The organism is Streptomyces sp. NPDC002306, from assembly GCF_053593435.1.
Map to the genome: position 1 here is coordinate 419,902 of NZ_JBSFCK010000005.1, position 18,502 is coordinate 438,403.

Here is an 18,502-nt window from a genome sequence, read left to right on the forward strand (position 1 = left end):
CGGCGGCCCCGGCGAGGGCGGGAGGTGCGAAACTTGCGGTATGCCAGTGCTCGACCCGAACCCGCCGAACGGCCAGAAGAGGATGCTGATCATCTTCGGCTCGTTCCTCGCCATCTTCGTGATCATCGCCGTCATCGCGACGATCGCCTCTCCGTGACGGCCGCGTCACTCCCCGCCGACGTCTCCGCTGTCACCTCCGCCGACATGGCCGCGGTCACGGCTGCCGTCAGGTCCGCCGTCACCCCTGCCGTCCAGGGCCGCCCCTCGGCCGGACCCGATGGTGGTGCTAGCCCCCCTATCCCCTAGGGGGTGAGGGTCAGGGTCAAGTGGGTGGGTCACCGGATGGGTTGGGGGCCCCGGACTCCGTAGTTTCGAGATGTGGCCGCGAGGCGCCGGCCACGGACCACTCGCAGACCAGCGGAGGCATCCATGTCGGCCCCTACGCACCCCCGCCCGCACCCGGCGACCACGGGCCGTGCCGACATCCGGCTGCCCTGGTGGGCCCTCGCCCTCCCGGCACTCGCCTTCGTCGCCCTGCTGGCGCTGATAGGGAACCCGTCCGACGCCCAGGCGGCCACCGGAGACCCGGCGATCACCCATCTCCTGGAACGCGTACAGGAGTTGTTCGCACGTTAGGCAGGGTCCGGCCGGACCCGCCCCGGACGCCCCCCTGCCCCCCGAAGCCACCGGTGAAACCGCATGTCAACTCCCTGCGCCCCATGGCGTGTTTCATGCGAAGCTGGGTTCCATGAGCGTCGCAGAACTCCGTAGGATTGTCCTCTTCCGGCATGCGAAAGCCGACTGGCCACAGGTGACCGATCATGAGCGACCGCTCGCTGACCGGGGCCGCAAGGACGCCGCAGTCGCCGGACTCAAGCTCGCCGACTCCGCGATCTCCTTCGACCTGGCCCTGTGCTCCACCGCGGTCCGGACCCGCGAGACCTGGAAGATCGCGGTCTCGGAGTTCCCGCATCGGCCGAAAACAGTCTACGAGGAGCGGATCTACGATGCCTCGCCCGGAGAGCTGGTCGCGCTGCTCAACGAGACCCCGGACGACGTGCGCAACCTCGTCCTGATCGGCCACAACCCGGGAGTGCAGGGCCTCGCCGACGTCCTGGCCGGTGCGGCCGAGGGGGACGCTGGGGAGCGCAAGAGCGCCCGCGGTTTCCCGGCCGCCGCCTTCGTCGTACTGTCCTTCGACGGCACCTGGAAGGCTCTGGAGCCCGGCGTGGCCACGCTGGTCGACTACTGGGCGCCGAGCGACTGACCGCACACCCACCGTGCACGAGGGGTCCGGCACCGCGCATCGGTGCCGGACCCCTCGTCGTGGCGCACGGACGCCGGACGCCCTTCGAACGACCGTCCAGCCGTCGTACGCACCGGTGGCCTTCTCGGCGGCCCGCTCAGTCGCCTTCTCGGCGGTCGCGCAGCCGTCGCTCAGTGGTCGACGTGGGTGTCCGCCGCCTCGACCTCTTCGCGGGTGACACCCAGCAGGTACAGGACCGTGTCCAGGAACGGCACGTTCACCGCGGTGTGTGCCGCCTGGCGCACCACCGGCTTGGCGTTGAAGGCGACCCCGAGCCCCGCCGCGTTGAGCATGTCCAGGTCATTGGCGCCGTCGCCGATCGCCACGGTCTGGACGAGCGGTACGCCCGCCTCGGCGGCGAACCTGCGCAGCAGCCGCGCCTTGCCCGCCCGGTCCACGATCTCGCCCGTGACCTTGCCGGTCAGCTTCCCGTCGACGATCTCCAGGGTGTTGGCCTGGGCGAAGTCCAGCCCGAGCCGCTCCTTGAGGTCGTCGGTGACCTGGGTGAACCCGCCGGAGACGACGCCGACTTGGTAACCGAGCCGCTTCAGCGTGCGGATCAGGGTGCGCGCGCCCGGCGTGAGCCGTACCTCGCTGCGCACCTTCTCCACCACGGACGCGTCCAGCCCCTCCAGCAGGGCGACCCGCGCGTGCAGCGACTGTTCGAAGTCCAGTTCGCCGCGCATCGCGGCCGCCGTCACCTCGGCGACCTTGTCCTCGCAGCCGGCGTGCGCGGCGAAGAGCTCGATCACCTCGTCCTGGATGAGCGTGGAGTCCACGTCCATGACGACCAGCCGCTGGGCGCGCCGGTGCAGGCCCGCCGCCACGACCGCGATGTCCACGCCGAGCGCGGCCGCGTCCGTCACCAGCGCGGTGCGCAGGGGCGCGGTCTCCACCCCGGACACCGCGAACTCGACCGCGGTCACCGGGTACTTGGCGAGCCGGAAGATACGGTCGATGTTCCCGCCGGTCTTGGTGATCCGGGCGGCGACGGCGGCGGTCGACTCCGCGGTGAGCGGGTGGCCGAGCACGGTGACGAGGGAGCGGCCGAGGCCGCGCGGCCGGTTGTCACCGAGGCCGGAGATGATCTCCGCCTGCATCCTCATCGACTCCGCCCAGCTGTGGACGGTGGAGCGCAGATCTCCCTCCAGCCCCTGCGAGGGCTCGGTCACGAGCGCGCACAGCACCATCCGGCCACGCGTGACGACCTGCTCGATGTCGACCACGTCGACGGAGAAGGCGGCGAGGGTGTCGAAGAGGCCGGCCGTGATGCCCGGCCTGTCCTTGCCGAAGATCTTGACGAGGAGAGTGGGCACGTCAGGGGCCGAGGTCTGCGAAGCGCTCATGGTGTTCCCACCGTATCCGGCACCCAGTGCCTTCCGCGCCTGAGGTCCGCCTGACGGACACGGAACACTGTGTGTCCTACAGACAGCGTGGATCTTACGGGCAGGCTACGACGCCAGGACCCGGGCGGCGAGCCGGGCGGACCCGTGACGGCACGGCCGCGACAGGCCCGCCACCCGCCGGGAGCGGGTCCGCCGCACGACCCGATCACAGGTCACCGCCCGCCGTCAGGCCTGGGCCGGGCGGCTCACCGGGGGCGCCTGGGCGGTGCCGACGGCGGGGGAGGCGGCGGAGGCGGCCCGTCCTCCCGTGGCGTCGGCGGCCGCGTGCCGGGACGTGCGCCGGGCGGCCGTCGCGGGGGCGGATCGATCGGCCGGGCCATGGTGGGAGCGCCGTACACGTCGTCGCGCGCCGACGGCTCACCGGGCGCCCCCCCACCGGAGGACTCTCCCGGCGATCGCGGCCGGTCCCCGGGCGACTCCTCGGCAGCCTGTCCTCCGGACGCGTCCCCGGTGGGCCGTCGGCCCGACGGCCCACCGGGCGACCGGGTCCCGCCGTCCGGGCCCCGGCCCGCAGGTCCGGCCTGTTCCGGCCGCCTGTCCTGCGGTTCCCGCAGCTCGTCCGGCACCCGGAGGTAGGGGTTGGTGACGGGGTTGGGCGGCCGATAGGGCGCACCGGGCGCGTACGGCCCCGACGGCGCCCCATGCCGGCCCGGCCCCCCGGGTCCCGCCGCCGTACCGGCACCCGGAGCCCCCGTCGGCCACGCGGCTCCCGCCGGCCCCGGGCTCCCCGCGGTCCCACCCCCCACCGCGTCACCCAGTGCCAGCGGTGCCGCCCGTCGTCCCGCCGCCCCGCACGCGTACGCCAGCAGTGCGCCCACGGCTCCCGCCCCCGCGCCCCACACCGCGCCGAGCAGCAGCGCCATGCCCGGCCGGCCGTGGAGCTGGATCCCGGCGCCGAACGCGTCGAAGCCCAGCACCGACAGCGAGGCGTCCACGGACACCTCGGTCAGCCACGTCAGCAGCGGCAGCGCCAGCGCGGTCACGATGCCCAGCCGCAGCGCACACCGCCCGGCGAACGCGAGCGCGCCCGGGTCCCGTACGGCACCGGCGCCGACGGCCCCTACAGCTCCGGTCCCAGCACCACCTACGCCACCGGCCGGCCACCCTCCTACCGCACCGGCCCCCGTACCGCCTACGCCGCCTGCCGCGGGCCCCTCCACCACCGTTCCCACCGGGGTCCGTACCGCCGTCAGCACTCCGGCGAACAGCATCATCAGCGCCGCCGCGACGCCCAGCAGCCACACCCGCCCGTCCAGGTCCGCGAGCCGCCCCAGCGTCACGGGCTGGTCGGACGACACGCTGAGGAGGTCGTCCAGCGGGTCGGGCAGCAGGGTCGCCAGCGCGCCGGTCGCCCGGCCGTCCCACGGCACGAACAGGCCGACCGGGATGCCCAGCCACACCCCGTTCGGCGCGCCGAGCAGCGCCGCTCCCGCGATCCGCCCGGGGTGGTCGTCACCGATCGCCGCGTAGCCGGCCGCCGCGAGACCCGCCGCCACCGCCACCAGCAGCACCGCGACGAGCGCGGACACGGCCGGCCGCACCACCCGGTGCACGGCCGCCCAGCCGGGCGGCAGGGGAGTGCGGCGCGAGGCCAGCAGGGCGATCAGCAGGACACCGGCCACCCAGACCAGACCGCCCAGCAGGGTGGGCGCCGTGTCGACGGTGAACCCGACCGCCGCCTTCGCGTCGACCAGATCGCCGAGCCGGTCCGGCAGCAGCCCCCCGATGTCCCCGATGTCGCCCAGCCCCGGGATGCCGATCCCGCCGCCGCCCCCGCCGCCGCCCCCGCCGGTCAGGTCGTCGAGGCCCAGCGAACCCCCGTCGATGGTGATGACGTCGTGCCCCGCCCAGGCCAGTCCGCCCAGCATCGCCACGAACACGGCGGCCACCGACCCGGCGCGGGCGAGGAGTTCGGCGGGCGAGACCACAACTCCGGCCGTGCGCAGGGACCGTAGGAAGAACCACGACATCAGCAGTGCTCCGACCAGGCCCACACCCAGCGGCGTGATCTCGATGGCCGTGGTGGCCTCGGCGTCGCTCAGGCCGAAGGCGGACACGTCTCCGGACGGCGAGACGGAACCACCGGCCCCCAGTGCCACGACCGCCGCGGTCATCGGGCCCAGCGAACCCGCCGTGTCGGCCGCCAGCAGATGCAGCCCGAGCGCCGCCGTACCCGCCATTCCGATCAACGCCCAGCTCACCGAGGCGATCGCGGACAACAGGACGTCTCCCCAGGGCACGTTCCTGCCCCGTGTGACGCCCTCGACGGTCCCGACGCCCGTGCCAGCACTCATGGCAGACCCCCCGATCCGCTGCGCGGCGGCCGCCACGCGTGTCCCCCTCGCGGGGGATTACCACTCTCCGGTCCGGTTTCAACCCCGTCAACGGGAACTGCCGAAGCGCGCGTACACCGTCTTCACAGGGCCAGGCTTTCGGTCGGGGGGCCGCTCCTGAAATAGTTCCCCCCGATGTTCGACATCCCTAGACTCCCTGTGATGGGGGTAACTCGGGGGACAACTCAGTGGGGCTGGAGTGCCGGAACTCGTACTGGAATTGAACGGACGCACCTGGACGCTCGACCCGTCCAGGCCATACACCCTCGGACGCGATCCGCAGGGGGACATCGTGCTCGACGACGCCAGGGTCTCCTGGCGCCACGCCACGGTCAGCCACAACGGCCGGAGTTGGGTGATCGAGGACCACGGCAGCACCAACGGCACGTTCGTACAGGGACAGCGGATCCACCAGCTGGAGATCGGCCCCGGCTCGGCGCTGCATCTGGGCAACGCCACCGACGGACCGCGCGTGACCCTCTCGGGCACCGCGGCGGTCGCACAGCCCCAGCAGCAGCCGTACGCGGCGCAGGGCGCGAACCCCGGCTGGGCTCCGCAGGCCGGCCAGCCGGAGGCGGGCTGGAACCAACAGGCCGCGCACCAGGGGCCGTCGATCCCGCAGCAGCAGGGGCCCGGTGGCGGCGCGGGGGCACCGCCGGTCTACGGCGACCGCAGTCCGACCACGTTCCACCAGTTCGCCCTGGGCCGTGTGATGCGCATCGGCCGCGCCCTGGAGAACGACCTGGTCGTCTCGGACCTCCAGGTCTCCCGCAACCACGCGGAGTTCCACTCGACGCCCGACGGCCGCATGGAGATCCGCGACCTGGGCTCGCACAACGGCACGTACGTCAACGGTCAGCCGATCGGCAAGGGCGGCACACAACTGCTCGGCCCCACCGACATCGTCGGCGTGGGCCACTCGACGTTCCGGATCGTCGGCGACCGGCTCGAGGAGTTCGTCGACACCGGTGAGGTGTCCTTCTCCGCGCGCCACCTGACCGTCACCGTCGAGGGCGGCAAGCAGATCCTCAAGGACGTCTCCTTCGGCGTCCCGGAGAAGTCGCTGATCGCGGTCATCGGGCCGTCGGGCTCCGGCAAGTCGACGCTCCTGAAGGCGCTCACCGGTTACCGGCCCGCCGACCAGGGCGAGGTCCTCTACGACAACCGCAATCTCTACAAGCAGTTCGCCGAGCTGCGCCAGCGCATCGGTCTGGTCCCGCAGGACGACATCCTGCACAAGGAGCTGACCGTCAAGAAGGCCCTCAAGTACGCGGCCAAGCTGCGGTTCCCGGCCGACACCACGGGCGCCGAGCGCGACGCCCGCATCGACGAGGTGCTGCGCGAGCTGAAGCTGGACATCCACAAGGAGAAGAAGGTCACCTCCCTCTCCGGCGGCCAGCGCAAGCGTGTCTCCGTGGCCCTGGAACTGCTCACCAAGCCGTCGCTGATCTTCCTGGACGAGCCGACCTCCGGCCTCGACCCGGGCATGGACCGTGACGTCATGCAGTTGCTGCGCGGCCTCGCCGACGACGGCCGTACGGTCCTCGTCGTCACCCACTCCGTCGCCGAGCTCGCGATCTGCGACAAGCTCCTGGTCATGGCGCCGGGCGGCAGCGTCGCCTACTTCGGTCCGCCGGAGGAGGCGCTGAACTTCTTCGGCTACGAGACCTGGGCCGACGTCTTCTCCGCCTTCGAGAACTACCGCGACTACGACTGGGCGGGCCGCTGGAAGGGCTCGCAGCACTACCAGATGTACGCCGCGGACATCGACGCGGTCGCGCCGCAGTCCGTGCAGATGGCGCCGATGCAGGCGATGAAGCCGCCCAAGCCGCAGGGCTGGATGTCCCAGTTCGTCACGCTGGTGCGCCGCTACAGCACGGTCATCGTCTCGGACAAGGGCTTCCTGGCGCTGATGGTGATCCTGCCGGCCGTGCTCGGCGCGGTCAGCCTGCTCATCGACGCGGACAAGGGCCTGCTGCCCAACCCGGCCAACGCCCAGGGGCGGATCATCCCCAACGGCACGGCCACCACGGTCCTGCTGATCCTCGCGGTCGGCGCCTGCTTCGCCGGCGCCGCCAACTCCGTCCGCGAGCTGATCAAGGAACGGGTCATCTACGAGCGGGAGCGCGCCACCGGCCTGTCCCGCTCGGCGTACCTGATGTCCAAGGTGTTCGTGCTCGGCGCGATCACCGTGTTCCAGGGCGCCCTGGTCGGGACCATCGGCTTCTTCAGCCGCGAGATCCCGGACAAGGGCCTGGTCCTCGGCGGCGCGATCATCCTCGAACTCTCGGTGCCGATCATGGCGCTGGGCTTCACCTCGATGATGTTCGGCCTGATCATCTCGGCACTGGTGAAGACCGCCGAGAAGACCATGCCGCTGCTGGTGATGTTCGCGATCATCCAGGTCGTCTTCACCGGCTGTCTGTTCACCCTGCACGGCTCGATCGGCGTGAACGAGTTCTCGTACCTGATGCCGTCGCGCTGGGCGGTGGCCGCGGCCGGCGCCACGCTGGACTTCAACAAGATCAGCCCGCCGACGGACGGCGGGAGCACGGACCCGCTGTGGGACCACACGGCCGGCGCCTGGGGCCTGGACATGGCCGCCCTGATCGCCCTCGGCGTGATCTGCGGCTTCTTCGTGTCCCGCTTCCTGCGCCGCCACGAGCCCGAGGTCATGCGCAAGTAGCGGCGCGCCCGTACGACGCCGAAGGGCGGCACCCGGTCGGGTGCCGCCCTTCGGCGTATGCGAGCAGAGGCGCGCGTCGGCCTCAGTAGGCGCTGTTGACGTTGTCCATCGAGCCGTACCGGTGCGCCGCGTAGTTGGCGGCGGCGGTGATGTTGGCGACCGGGTCGTAGATGTTCCACGAGGTGCCGGGCACGTGGTAGGCGTTGAAGGTCGGCTGGATGACCTGGAGCAGTCCCTTGGACGGGACACCGTTGACGGCGTTGACGTCCCAGCCGTTCATGGCCATCGGGTTGCCGGAGGACTCCCGCATGATGTTGCGGTGCAGACCGTTGTAGCTGCCCGGGATGCCGCGGCTCTTCATGATGTCCAGGGACTGCCGGATCCAGCCGTCCAGGTTGTTGGCGTACGTCTTGGCGGCGACGAGCTCCATCTCAGGACGCTCCGCGGACCGGCTCGCGGCGGCCTTCGCCTGGCGCGCCTTGGAGGCCTGCTGCGCGGCGGCCTTGTGGGCCTGCTGCTTGGCGGCGGCCTTGGCGGCGGTCTTGACGGCCTGCTGCTTGGCGACGGCCTGGGCCGCGGCCTTCTTCTGCGCCGAGATGGTCTCGACCTTCACGCTGGCACCGGCGAGCTGATCGGTGACGTCGGCCTTGACGTCCTTGATCGGCGCGGTGCTGTAGGCCACGTTCGCCGCGGTGGCGGCGTCGACCGTGGTCGTGGTCGTCTGTGCGTTGCTCGGAACCGCGGAGAAGGCGACGGCGGCGGCGCCGAGAGTGGCGACACCGGCGATGGCGATCTTGTGAGACTTGGCCAGGGTGCGACTGTGACCAGGAGTGCGGTTGATCTTGGGCATGCAGATGACCTCTTCGGATAGCGCGGAGGTCGCTCTTCCGTCCGACGGGGGACACCGGTGTTTCGGTTACGAACGCCTTGGGAAGAATCCGCGGCGCTGAGCGACGAGAGCAATTCTTAGCGGCCGCAAAATCCTGTGGCAAAGGTGTGACGTACGATCCCCGATAGTGGACGCAGGAAGGGCAAAACGGGACAGACTGGGCCGTCTGTCCCGTTCATGGGGGATACCTATGTCTCCTATGTACCTTCGTACGTGATGCGGGCCCTATGCGCGGGCTCACACCGCCACCACCCCCGTCTCACCGGCAGTTGCTGAAGCAACGCTCTACGTGAGCGGCCTCGGTCGGAAGACCGAGGCGCACATCCCCGATCCCCCGCCGGGACGGAGCCCGCGCGGCGCCTCCTCGTACCCCGGGGCGACCGCCGTCCGCCCCGCGACGGCCGCCGGCGTCGGCAGAGGCGAGGTGGGGCGCCAGGGAGCGCCGGACCAGAGCCCACCCGCCGGCACGGTGGCCGACACGGCAGCCCCGGCTCGTGCGGCCCGGCGGGCAGCCCGCCCGTACCCGGCGCCCGGGCGTGCTGCCACCGGATCCGTCCGGCCCTCCGCCGCCCGCATCACCGCGTCGGGCCCGGCGCTCACACCACCGCGTATGGCCTGGCGGCCGCTCCACGGCCCGGCCTCCCTTCGTGCCGACCGCGATCACCGCCCCCGTCCGTACGCGGGGCGGGCGGCAGAGGGGTCCTTCGCCCTGGGCCGTCGTTCCCAGGACCCGTGACCTAGGTCCACAGGCCCAGGCGGCCACGCCACAGGACCGATCCGCGCTGTCGTACCCCGCCGGTACCGTGAGGTCATGAGTCAAGGCCCCCGGTCCGGCCTCGCCGCGGTGAGCACCGCGCTGCTGGCCATGAGCAGGCACCTGGAGGTGCGCGACGTCCTCAAGACGATCGTCGCCTCGGCCCGCGAGCTGCTCGACGCGCAGTACGCGGCGCTGGGCGTCCCGGACGACCACGGGGGCTTCGCCCAGTTCGTCGTCGACGGCGTCAGCGACGAACAGTGGAAGGCCATCGGCCCGCTCCCGCGCCAGCACGGCATCCTCGCCGCGATGCTCCACGAGGCCCGCCCCGAGCGTCTCGCCGACGTGCGCGAGGACCCCCGCTTCGAGGGCTGGCCCTCCGCGCACCCCGACATGTCGGACTTCCTGGGCCTGCCGATCCGTGACGGCGACGAGGTCATCGGCGCGCTCTTCCTCGCCAACAAGGTGCGCCCCGCGGGGGGACACCCCGAGAGCCCCGCGTCCGAAGGCGGCTGCGGCTTCACGCGGGAGGACGAGGAACTGCTCGCCCTCCTCGCCCAGCACGCGGCCATCGCCCTCACCAACGCCCGCCTCTACGAACGCAGCCGCGAACTCACCATCGCCGAGGAGCGCTCCCGCCTCGCGCACGAGCTGCACGACGCGGTCAGCCAGAAGCTGTTCTCGCTGCGTCTGACGGCGCAGGCCGCGGCCGCCCTCGTCGACCGCGACCCCGCCCGCGCCAAGGGCGAGCTGCAGCAGGTGGCCGTCCTCGCGGCGGAGGCCGCCGACGAACTGCGCGCGGCGGTGGTCGAGCTGCGTCCCGCGGCACTGGACGAGGACGGGCTGATCGCCACGCTCGGCACCCAGATCCAGGTCCTGGACCGCGCCCACAGCGCGCGCGTGACCTTCTCGGCCCACAAGTTCCGCGCGCTGCCGGCCGCCCAGGAGGAGGCGGTGCTGCGGGTCGCCCAGGAGGCCCTGCACAACGCCCTGCGGCACTCAGGGGCGCAGCACGTGGAGGTGACCGTGCACCGGCAGGGCCGCGGCGCGGTCCTGCGGGTCACGGACGACGGCAGCGGTTTTGAACCGCACACGGTACGGCGGGCGGGACGCCACCTGGGCTTGGTCTCCATGCGGGACCGGGCCGGCGGGGTCGGCGGCACGCTGGCGGTGGAGTCGGCGCCCGGCAAGGGCACCACGATCGAGCTGGAGGTCCCCGGTGGCTGACGCAATCAGAGTGCTGCTCGTCGACGACCACCAGGTCGTGCGGCGGGGCCTGCGCACCTTCCTGGAGGTCCAGGACGACATCGAGGTCGTGGGCGAGGCCGCGGACGGCGCCGAAGGGGTCGCCCGCGCCGAGGAGCTGAAGCCCGACATCGTCCTGATGGACGTCAAGATGCCCGGCATGGACGGCGTGGAGGCGCTGCGCAGGCTCCGCGAACTGGACAACCCCGCGCGTGTGCTGATCGTCACCAGCTTCACCGAACAGCGCACGGTGGTCCCGGCCCTGCGCGCGGGCGCCGCCGGGTACGTCTACAAGGACGTGGATCCCGACGCCCTCGCCGCCGCCATCCGCTCCGTGCACGCCGGCCACGTCCTGCTCCAGCCCGAGGTTGCGCTCGTTCTGCTGTCGCAGGAGGAGACCCACACGTCCCAGGGGAGGGGCGGGTCGCTGACCGACCGGGAGCGCGAGGTACTGGGGCTGATAGCGGACGGCCGGTCCAACCGCGAGATCGCCCGGGCGCTGGTCCTCTCGGAGAAGACGGTCAAGACACACGTCTCGAACATCCTGATGAAACTCGACCTCTCCGACCGCACGCAGGCCGCGCTGTGGGCCGTACGCCATGGCGTGACCACCTGAAACGAGCCGCGGCGCGACGCTCACCGCGGTGTCGCGGAAGGTTCCACTCCAGTCTGAGATTCATACCGTCGTGGGAATGTCCCCCGGATGGCGCATCCTTCGTGGATCTCCGCCGTTCTCCAGTGCGTGCTGCGGCGACTGCCGCGGCGATCGCTAGGAGGGGTTGAAGAAGTGAAGAACCTGAAGAAGGCAGCGGCCGTGACGATGGTGGCCGGCGGGCTGATCGCCGCCGGAGCCGGGATGGCCTCCGCCACCGACGGTGGGGCGTGGGCCAGCGGCGAGGCCAAGCACTCGCCCGGCGTCGTCTCGGGCAACGTCATCCAGGTCCCGGTGCACGTCCCCGTGAACGCGGTGGGCAACAGCGTGAACGTCATCGGTCTGCTGAACCCGGCGTTCGGCAACCTCGGCCTCAACCACTGACCTCGCCCCACCCGGCGCCCCCCTCCGCCCTCCCGGCCCACCGGGGACAGCGGAGGGGGTCGCCGTCGTGTCGTGGCAGTCAGGGGTCTGGAGGGCTGAGCGTTCAGGGAGACGTCCGCTCAATCTCAGCCCGTCCGGCGTTTGAGGACGAGGCCGTCCAGGCCGACAGGGGGTCTGGGGGCAGAGCCCCCAGGGAGACGCTCACCGCACCCCCCGCTCCCGCTCCTCCACAACGGAGTTGTACGCGGCGACCTGCGCCCGCCGCCCCGTCCGCTCCACCGGCCGCAGCGCCTGAGCCCGCGCCCCCATCTCGGACGCGCTCACCGCGCCCCCGTGCCCGTTCTCGTACGCCAGGGAGACCAGCAGCCCCACCCGCTGCGCCAGCTCCAGCACCCGCACCGCCCGCGGCGGGTACCCGGGTGCCAGCACCTCCCGCCCCCGCTCGGCCCGCGCCCGGTACGCGTCCAGCGCCGCCGCGGCGACCGGCCCCGAACCGGCCACGTCCAGCCGGGACAGCACCTCCGTCGCCTCCCGCAGAGCCTCCGCGAGCTCCCGCTCGGCCTCGCCCAGCGACGGCACGTCCGCGGGCGGAGCCTCCCGCACCGGCAGGCAGTGCCAGACCACCTCGACATGCACATCACCAGCGGGCCCGGCCTCGTACACCTCGGGCACCAGCCCCAGCGCGGCCCCGTGGCAGACCACCGCCTCCTCGGCCGCCAGCGCCCGCGCGTTGAACTCCGGCGGCCCGCTCAGCCCCAGCGGATGCCCCGGGGCGGGCAAAGCGATCCGCAGCCCGGTCGCGCCCAGCCTCCGCAGCCGCCCCAGGGCGAGCGTGAGCCCGACGGGAGCCGTCTCGCCGGGCAGCCCCTCCACCCGGTGCACGGCGTCCTCGCCGACGATGGCGAGCACGGCGTCATCAGGGGAGACAAGTCCGGCCAAAAGGGCATTTCCCCAAGCGGCAAGGCGTCCAGAGCGCGGTTCCGAGAGCATGCGACCAGCCTAAGGACCGGACCGATGGAATGGACCGGGGGACTCGTGGCGTAGATTTCCTTGAGGGCTGCGCCCACCGGCGCACGCGACAGCCGAGACGCCGAGACCGGCCACACTGCAAGGGGAGACAACGCGCTCATGAGCGATGTTCTGGAGCTTCAGGACGTATCCGTGGTCCGCGAGGGCCGGGCTCTCGTGGACCAGGTCTCCTGGTCGGTGAAGGAGGGCGAGCGCTGGGTCATCCTCGGCCCGAACGGCGCCGGCAAGACGACCCTCCTGAACATCGCCTCCACCTACCTCTTCCCCAGCTCAGGCACCGTCTCCGTGCTCGGCGAACCCCTCGGCAAGCCGGGCACCGACGTCTTCGAGCTGCGCCCGCGCGTCGGCATGGCCGGCATCGCCCTGGCCGACAAGCTCCCCAAGCGCCAGACCGTCCTGCAGACCGTGCTGACCGCCGCGTACGGCATGACGGCCGGCTGGCAGGAGGAGTACGAGGAGGTCGACGAGCAGCGCGCCCTCGCCTTCCTCGACCGCCTCGGCATGAGCGAGTACCTCGACCGGAAGTTCGGCACCCTCTCCGAGGGCGAGCGTAAGCGCACCCTCATCGCCCGCGCCCTGATGACCGACCCCGAGCTGCTCCTGCTCGACGAGCCCGCGGCCGGCCTCGACCTAGGCGGTCGCGAGGACCTGGTCCGCCGCCTCGGCCGGCTGGCCCGCGACCCGATCGCCCCCTCCATGATCATGGTCACGCACCACGTCGAGGAGATCGCCCCGGGCTTCACCCACGTCCTCATGATCCGGCAGGGCAAGGTCCTCGCCGCGGGCCCGCTGGAGCTCGAACTCACCTCCCGCAACCTCTCCCTCTGCTTCGGCCTCCCGCTCGTCGTCGAACAGGTCGGCGAGCGCTGGACCGCGCAGGGCCTGCCGATGGCCTGAGAGCCGTGAAGTCCCCGCGAACACACCGGTAGGCGCCCTTCCAACCTGCGGGCACCCTGTCGGCGACAGGACGTGCGGACCTACCATGGCCGTGTGGACGACATCGATGCGTGGGTGTGGTGGCTCGTCGGCGCGGCAGCGCTCGGAATCCCGCTCGTGGTGACCGCGATGCCGGAGTTCGGCATGCTCGCGGTGGGTGCCGTCGCCGCCGCCGTGATGGCCGGCCTCGGCTTCGACGTCGTCGTCCAGGTACTCGTCTTCGTCGCGGTCTCGGTCGCCCTCATCGCCGTCGTACGCCCCATCGCGACCCGGCACCGCGCCCAGCGGCCCCAACTCGCCACGGGCATCGACGCCTTGAAGGGCAAGCAGGCCCTCGTCCTGGAGCGCGTCGACGGCTCGGGCGGCCGCATCAAACTCGCCGGCGAGGTCTGGTCGGCCCGCTCGCTCGACGGCGGCCGCGCCTACGAAGTCGGCCAGGAGGTGGATGTCGTCGACATCGAGGGAGCCACGGCGATCGTCATCTGACCTCGCGTGACGCAAGTGACCGGAACACACCACGGGGCACACGACGGTCTGTCAGACTCGACCAGCAAGATCTTCAACAACCATAAGATCTTCCGAAAGCGCCGAGGCGGAGAAGGGCACGGGGAGCACGATGGAACCGGTCATCATCGTCTTGATCATTCTGGTGGTGTTGGTCTTCATCGCCCTGATCAAGACGATCCAGGTCATCCCACAGGCGAGCGCGGCCATCGTGGAGCGGTTCGGCCGCTACACGCGCACGCTCAACGCGGGGCTCAACATCGTCGTTCCGTTCATCGACACCATCCGCAACCGCATCGACCTGCGGGAACAGGTCGTGCCGTTCCCGCCGCAGCCGGTGATCACCCAGGACAACCTGGTCGTCAACATCGACACCGTCATCTACTACCAGGTGACCGACGCGCGGGCCGCCACCTACGAGGTCGCCAGCTACATCCAGGCCATCGAGCAGCTCACCGTCACCACACTGCGCAACATCATCGGCGGCATGGACCTGGAGCGGACCCTGACCTCCCGCGAGGAGATCAACGCGGCCCTGCGCGGTGTCCTCGACGAGGCCACCGGCAAGTGGGGCATCCGCGTCAACCGCGTCGAGCTCAAGGCGATCGAGCCGCCGACCTCCATCCAGGACTCGATGGAGAAGCAGATGCGCGCCGACCGTGACAAGCGCGCCGCGATCCTCACCGCCGAAGGTACGCGCCAGGCCGCCATCCTCACCGCGGAGGGCGAGAAGCAGTCCCAGATCCTGCGGGCCGAGGGTGAGGCCAAGGCCGCGGCCCTGCGCGCCGAGGGTGAGGCCCAGGCCGTGCGTACGGTCTTCGAGGCCATCCACGCCGGAGACCCGGACCAGAAGCTCCTCTCGTACCAGTACCTCCAGATGCTCCCGAAGATCGCCGAGGGCGACGCCAACAAGCTCTGGATCGTGCCCAGCGAGATCGGCGACGCCCTCAAGGGCCTGTCCGGAGCCATGGGCAACTTCGGTGGCCTGGGCGGAGGTTCGGGCGGCGGCAACTCCTCCGGCTCGGGCGGCTCAGAACGCCGCGAGAAGCCGTCCCTCGACTGACCGACTGGCCGACGGCCGGCACACGCATATGAGACCGGGGCCCACCTCCGACGGAGGTGGGCCCCGGTCTCATACGGTCTCTAGGCGGCGGGCTGTGCCAGCCACTCCGGCAGCGCCTCGAAGTCCTCGTGCCCCAGGGACAGCAGCATCGCGTCCGCGGGCGTCGGCTCGAACGGCTGCCGCAACAGCGGCATACCCGCCTGCTCGGGCGTCCGGTCCGCCTTGCGGTGATTGTCCTCCGCGCACGAGGCGACCGTGTTGAGCCAGGCGTCCCTACCACCCTGCGCCCTCGGCACCACGTGGTCGACGGTCGTCGCCCGCCTGCCGCAGTACGCGCACCGGTGCCTGTCCCGGACCAGAACACCCCGCCTCGACCAGGGCGCTTGTCTTCGGAAGGGCACCCGAACATACCTGCACAACCTGATGACCCGGGGCGCGGGTATGTCGACCGCGGCTCCGCGCATGCGCAGTTCGGGGTGGGCCTGCTCGACCACGGCCTTGTCCTGGAGTACCAGAACGACGGCTCGGTTCAACGTCACCGTCGACAGCGGCTCGAAACTGGCGTTCAGTACCAGCGTGTCCCGCATTCCAGTCCACCTCCCGTGCGCACGGGCCCACCTCCTGGCGGGCGTGGATCAACTCTGGCCGGGCACGCCGAGATGGACAACGCAATAAAAAATGCCCGCCCCTGATCACTTCCAAGACCAGAGGCGGGCAAACGTTCAATGAACGTCAGTCTTTGGCGGGCACCTCGTACTCACCGACCAGTTGCGCACGCGCGAGCGCGTGGAACCGCAGGTTGAAACCCACGACCGCGGGCGACACGTCCGCGTCCGGACCGAGCTTCTCCTCGTCCACCGCGTACACGGTGAACACGTACCGGTGCGGTCCGTCCCCGGCCGGCGGCGCGGCACCGCCGAAGTCCTTGCTGCCGTAGTCGTTGCGCACCTGGACGGCGCCGTCCGGCAGCCCTTCGAACTTGCCGCTGCCGGCGCCGGCGGGCAGCTCCGTCACCGAAGCCGGGATGTCGAACAGGCTCCAGTGCCAGAACCCGCTGCCCGTCGGGGCGTCCGGGTCGTAGCAGGTCACGGCGAAGCTCTTGGTCTCGGGCGGGAAGCCCTCCCACCGCAGCTGCGGCGAGGTGTTGCCGGCCGCGTAGACCTGAGCGTCCTTGAGCGTCGCGCCCTCCTGGACGTCCTCGCTCGTGACCGTGAACGACGGCACGGGCGGATGGAAGTCATGGGGGAGCGGCCGCCGCTTGAGCTCGGTCACCTCGGTACCTCCTGATCGGTTTCCTTCAGTGCGCTCCGAGCCTAGAACCAGTTGCGCTTGCTGCCGACCTCGGCCAGCCACTGGTTGAGGTAAGCCGCCCAGTCGGTCCCCTGGTAGTCGTGCACACCCACCTGGAACGACCGGAAGGTGTCACTGCCCTCACTGAAGAGCCCCGGCTTCTTGTCCATCTCCAGGATGACGTCCATCGCGTGCTCGTCGGCCACGAAGCTCAGCTCGACCTGGTTCAGGCCGCGGTACTGCGACGGCGGGAAGAACTCGATCTCCTGGTAGAAGGGGAGCCGCTGCCGGGTACCCCGGATGTGACCGCGCTCCATGTCCGCGTGCTTGAAGCGGAAGCCCAGCTGGATGAACGCGTCCAGGATCGCCTTCTGCGCCGGGATCGGGTGCACGTTGATCGGGTCCAGGTCACCGGAGTCCACGGCGCGCGCGATCTCCAGCTCGGTCGTCACACCGATGTTCATCCCACGCAGCGGCTGACCGTCGATCATCGTGATCGGCGTCTCCCACGGGATCTCGAGCCCGAACGGCACCGCGTGCACGGCGCCCGCCTGGAGCTCGAAGGCACCGCCGAGCCGCGCCTTGGTGAATTCGATGTCCTGCTTGTACTCCTGGTCGCCGCTCTCGACCTCGACCTTGGCCTGGAGTCCGACGGACAGCCCTTCGATCTGCTGGTTGACGGAGCCGCCCTGGATCCGCACCTCACCCTGGACGACGCCGCCCGGAACGACGTTGACCTCGGTCAGCACCGTCTCGACCGAAGCTCCGCCGGCCCCGAGACTCGCGAGCAGCTTCTTGAACGCCATGACTCTCCTTCTACGAGTGACCCTTGATCCCTACAAACGCGATCCGACCGTGACCGGTTCCGCGCCCCACACCCTGGCAAGGCGGACGCTGCCTGACCACCCCGTGGTACCGACCCGTCTGCACTACGCTCGGAGGACATGATCGCGACCCCCGACCGTACGCCCCTGCCCAGGGACTTCTTCGACCGGCCTGTACTGGAGGTCGCCCCCGATCTGCTCGGCCGTGTCCTCGTGCGCACCACCCCGGACGGTCCGATCGCCCTGCGCCTGACAGAGGTCGAGGCCTACGACGGCCCGAACGATCCCGGCTCCCACGCCTATCGCGGACGCACGGCCCGCAACGAAGTGATGTTCGGTCCGCCCGGACACGTGTACGTCTACTTCACCTATGGCATGTGGTTCTGCATGAACTTCGTCTGCGGTCCCGTGGGCCGGCCGAGCGGAGTCCTGCTGCGCGGGGGCGAGATCGTCGAGGGCGCGGAGCTCGCCCGCAAACGTCGACTCTCGGCCCGTAATGACAAGGAACTGGCCAAAGGCCCCGCGCGCCTGGCCACCGCTCTGGGTGTGGACCGGGCCCTGGACGGCACGGACGCCTGTGCCCCCGAGGGCTCACCCCTGACCGTGCACACGGGCACCCCCGCACCCCCCGACCAGGTACGGAACGGCCCGCGCACCGGAGTGTCCGGCGACGGCGGCGTCCACCCCTGGCGGTTCTGGGTAGCCAACGACCCGACGGTGAGCCCGTATCGGGCCCACACACCTCGGCGCCGCTCAAGTTGACTCGCCCCCGCGGGGTGCGTAATGTAGCCCAAGCCGCTGAACCGGGCAGGGCAATCGCCTGGAGCCGGAAGCGGCCAACCCACTACCTACGACAGCCCCTGACGGGGTCGATTTCGACGTGCCCGCATGTTCGAAATCGGGACCCGCGGACTCGATTATGAGTCGCCAGGGGGAATCGGTTAACGTAGTGAATGTCGAAAGGCCGACGAGCGAAAGCGCAGAGGCCCGAGACGATACCCACCGACAGGGAATCGGATCACGAAAATGATCTGATAAAGTCGGAACCGCCGGAAAGGGAAACGCGGAAGCGGAAACCTGGAAAGCACCGAAGAAATCGGGTCGAGAAGATCTGATAGAGTCGGAAACGCAAGACCGAAGGGAAGCGCCCGGAGGAAAGCCCGAGAGGGTGAGTACAAAGGAAGCGTCCGTTCCTTGAGAA

18 protein-coding genes are annotated in these 18,502 nt (G+C 70.7%); 11 read left to right on the forward strand and 7 right to left on the reverse strand.

Going from position 1 to position 18,502, the window contains the following annotated elements; all coding sequences use genetic code 11:
• The first annotated feature begins 40 nt into the window (after positions 1–40).
• From ACWCQK_RS13925 to ACWCQK_RS13935, 3 genes are all read left to right on the forward strand, one after another.
• The gene (locus ACWCQK_RS13925; RefSeq protein WP_451155327.1) at positions 41–157 is read left to right on the forward strand and encodes an SGM_5486 family transporter-associated protein; all 117 of its coding nucleotides are present in this window, start codon (positions 41–43) and stop codon (positions 155–157) included.
• Positions 158–429: 272 nt separating this feature from the next.
• Positions 430–636: a hypothetical protein gene (locus ACWCQK_RS13930; protein WP_451155328.1), complete on the forward strand. Its 207-nt coding sequence runs from the start codon at positions 430–432 to the stop codon at positions 634–636.
• A gap of 112 nt (positions 637–748) precedes the next feature.
• Positions 749–1,267 (forward strand): SixA phosphatase family protein, encoded by a 519-nt coding sequence (locus ACWCQK_RS13935; protein WP_451155329.1) that lies wholly within the window; start codon positions 749–751, stop codon positions 1,265–1,267.
• Positions 1,268–1,437: 170 nt separating this feature from the next.
• Here ACWCQK_RS13935 and serB read toward each other — a convergent pair whose 3' ends face one another.
• Both serB and ACWCQK_RS13945 read right to left on the reverse strand, forming a co-directional pair.
• On the reverse strand, positions 1,438–2,652 hold the full coding sequence (gene serB, locus ACWCQK_RS13940; RefSeq protein ID WP_451155330.1) for a phosphoserine phosphatase SerB: 1,215 nt from the start codon (positions 2,650–2,652) through the stop codon (positions 1,438–1,440).
• A 245-nt stretch (positions 2,653–2,897) separates the two neighbouring features.
• A complete protein-coding gene (locus tag ACWCQK_RS13945) occupies positions 2,898–5,006 on the reverse strand; it encodes a streptophobe family protein (protein ID WP_451155331.1) in 2,109 nt (702 codons plus the stop codon).
• 238 nt (positions 5,007–5,244) lie between these two features.
• Between ACWCQK_RS13945 and ACWCQK_RS13950 the strand changes: the two genes are divergently transcribed.
• Complete coding sequence (locus tag ACWCQK_RS13950) at positions 5,245–7,731, forward strand: FHA domain-containing protein (RefSeq protein WP_451155332.1); 2,487 nt, start codon at positions 5,245–5,247, stop codon at positions 7,729–7,731.
• Between the two features lie 82 nt (positions 7,732–7,813).
• On the opposite strand, the gene ACWCQK_RS13955 is transcribed toward ACWCQK_RS13950, so the two are convergent.
• Positions 7,814–8,581 carry a transglycosylase SLT domain-containing protein gene (locus ACWCQK_RS13955; protein WP_451155333.1) on the reverse strand — a complete coding sequence of 256 codons (768 nt, stop codon included), beginning with the start codon at positions 8,579–8,581 and terminating at the stop codon, positions 7,814–7,816.
• Positions 8,582–9,431: 850 nt separating this feature from the next.
• On the opposite strand from ACWCQK_RS13955, the gene ACWCQK_RS13960 reads away from it, so the two are divergent.
• From ACWCQK_RS13960 to ACWCQK_RS13970, 3 genes are all read left to right on the forward strand, one after another.
• Complete coding sequence (locus tag ACWCQK_RS13960) at positions 9,432–10,601, forward strand: GAF domain-containing sensor histidine kinase (protein ID WP_451155334.1); 1,170 nt, start codon at positions 9,432–9,434, stop codon at positions 10,599–10,601.
• Positions 10,594–11,235: a response regulator gene (locus ACWCQK_RS13965; protein WP_451155335.1), complete on the forward strand. Its 642-nt coding sequence runs from the start codon at positions 10,594–10,596 to the stop codon at positions 11,233–11,235. The genes ACWCQK_RS13960 and ACWCQK_RS13965 overlap by 8 nt, the downstream gene beginning before the upstream one ends.
• 171 nt (positions 11,236–11,406) lie before the next feature.
• Complete coding sequence (locus ACWCQK_RS13970) at positions 11,407–11,655, forward strand: chaplin (protein ID WP_451155336.1); 249 nt, start codon at positions 11,407–11,409, stop codon at positions 11,653–11,655.
• Positions 11,656–11,856: 201 nt separating this feature from the next.
• On the opposite strand, the gene ACWCQK_RS13975 is transcribed toward ACWCQK_RS13970, so the two are convergent.
• Positions 11,857–12,645 carry a hypothetical protein gene (locus ACWCQK_RS13975; protein WP_451155337.1) on the reverse strand — a complete coding sequence of 263 codons (789 nt, stop codon included), beginning with the start codon at positions 12,643–12,645 and terminating at the stop codon, positions 11,857–11,859.
• 138 nt (positions 12,646–12,783) lie between these two features.
• Here ACWCQK_RS13975 and ACWCQK_RS13980 point away from each other — a divergent pair, with 138 nt between their 5' ends.
• The 3 genes from ACWCQK_RS13980 (at position 12,784) to ACWCQK_RS13990 (ending at position 15,187) form a co-directional block, all read left to right on the forward strand.
• Positions 12,784–13,581: an ABC transporter ATP-binding protein gene (locus ACWCQK_RS13980; RefSeq protein ID WP_451155338.1), complete on the forward strand. Its 798-nt coding sequence runs from the start codon at positions 12,784–12,786 to the stop codon at positions 13,579–13,581.
• Positions 13,582–13,674: 93 nt separating this feature from the next.
• The gene (locus ACWCQK_RS13985; protein WP_451155339.1) at positions 13,675–14,106 is read left to right on the forward strand and encodes an NfeD family protein; all 432 of its coding nucleotides are present in this window, start codon (positions 13,675–13,677) and stop codon (positions 14,104–14,106) included.
• Positions 14,107–14,236: 130 nt separating this feature from the next.
• Positions 14,237–15,187, forward strand: coding sequence for an SPFH domain-containing protein (locus tag ACWCQK_RS13990; protein ID WP_451155340.1), 951 nt, complete (start codon positions 14,237–14,239; stop codon positions 15,185–15,187).
• An 80-nt stretch (positions 15,188–15,267) separates the two neighbouring features.
• Here the strand turns inward: ACWCQK_RS13990 and ACWCQK_RS13995 are convergent, their stop codons facing one another.
• The 3 genes from ACWCQK_RS13995 to ACWCQK_RS14005 all read right to left on the reverse strand — a co-directional run bounded on the left by ACWCQK_RS13995 (position 15,268) and on the right by ACWCQK_RS14005 (position 17,283).
• Positions 15,268–15,774 (reverse strand): HNH endonuclease, encoded by a 507-nt coding sequence (locus tag ACWCQK_RS13995; protein ID WP_451155341.1) that lies wholly within the window; start codon positions 15,772–15,774, stop codon positions 15,268–15,270.
• 145 nt (positions 15,775–15,919) lie between these two features.
• On the reverse strand, positions 15,920–16,459 hold the full coding sequence (locus tag ACWCQK_RS14000) for a YbhB/YbcL family Raf kinase inhibitor-like protein (protein ID WP_451155342.1): 540 nt from the start codon (positions 16,457–16,459) through the stop codon (positions 15,920–15,922).
• A gap of 41 nt (positions 16,460–16,500) precedes the next feature.
• Complete coding sequence (locus ACWCQK_RS14005; protein WP_451155343.1) at positions 16,501–17,283, reverse strand: sporulation protein; 783 nt, start codon at positions 17,281–17,283, stop codon at positions 16,501–16,503.
• A gap of 138 nt (positions 17,284–17,421) precedes the next feature.
• On the opposite strand from ACWCQK_RS14005, the gene ACWCQK_RS14010 reads away from it, so the two are divergent.
• On the forward strand, positions 17,422–18,063 hold the full coding sequence (locus ACWCQK_RS14010; RefSeq protein WP_451155344.1) for a DNA-3-methyladenine glycosylase: 642 nt from the start codon (positions 17,422–17,424) through the stop codon (positions 18,061–18,063).
• The last annotated feature ends 439 nt before the right edge of the window (positions 18,064–18,502 follow it).

Coding starts and splice junctions, on each gene's coding strand:
- ACWCQK_RS13925 (WP_451155327.1), top strand. CDS start 41: ATGCCAGTGCTCGACCCGAACCCGCCGAACGGCCAGAAGAGGATGCTG.
- ACWCQK_RS13930 (WP_451155328.1), top strand. CDS start 430: ATGTCGGCCCCTACGCACCCCCGCCCGCACCCGGCGACCACGGGCCGT.
- ACWCQK_RS13935 (WP_451155329.1), top strand. CDS start 749: ATGAGCGTCGCAGAACTCCGTAGGATTGTCCTCTTCCGGCATGCGAAA.
- serB (WP_451155330.1), bottom strand. CDS start 2,652: ATGAGCGCTTCGCAGACCTCGGCCCCTGACGTGCCCACTCTCCTCGTC.
- ACWCQK_RS13945 (WP_451155331.1), bottom strand. CDS start 5,006: ATGAGTGCTGGCACGGGCGTCGGGACCGTCGAGGGCGTCACACGGGGC.
- ACWCQK_RS13955 (WP_451155333.1), bottom strand. CDS start 8,581: ATGCCCAAGATCAACCGCACTCCTGGTCACAGTCGCACCCTGGCCAAG.
- ACWCQK_RS13960 (WP_451155334.1), top strand. CDS start 9,432: ATGAGTCAAGGCCCCCGGTCCGGCCTCGCCGCGGTGAGCACCGCGCTG.
- ACWCQK_RS13975 (WP_451155337.1), bottom strand. CDS start 12,645: ATGCTCTCGGAACCGCGCTCTGGACGCCTTGCCGCTTGGGGAAATGCC.
- ACWCQK_RS13980 (WP_451155338.1), top strand. CDS start 12,784: ATGAGCGATGTTCTGGAGCTTCAGGACGTATCCGTGGTCCGCGAGGGC.
- ACWCQK_RS13990 (WP_451155340.1), top strand. CDS start 14,237: ATGGAACCGGTCATCATCGTCTTGATCATTCTGGTGGTGTTGGTCTTC.
- ACWCQK_RS13995 (WP_451155341.1), bottom strand. CDS start 15,774: ATGCGGGACACGCTGGTACTGAACGCCAGTTTCGAGCCGCTGTCGACG.
- ACWCQK_RS14005 (WP_451155343.1), bottom strand. CDS start 17,283: ATGGCGTTCAAGAAGCTGCTCGCGAGTCTCGGGGCCGGCGGAGCTTCG.
- ACWCQK_RS14010 (WP_451155344.1), top strand. CDS start 17,422: ATGATCGCGACCCCCGACCGTACGCCCCTGCCCAGGGACTTCTTCGAC.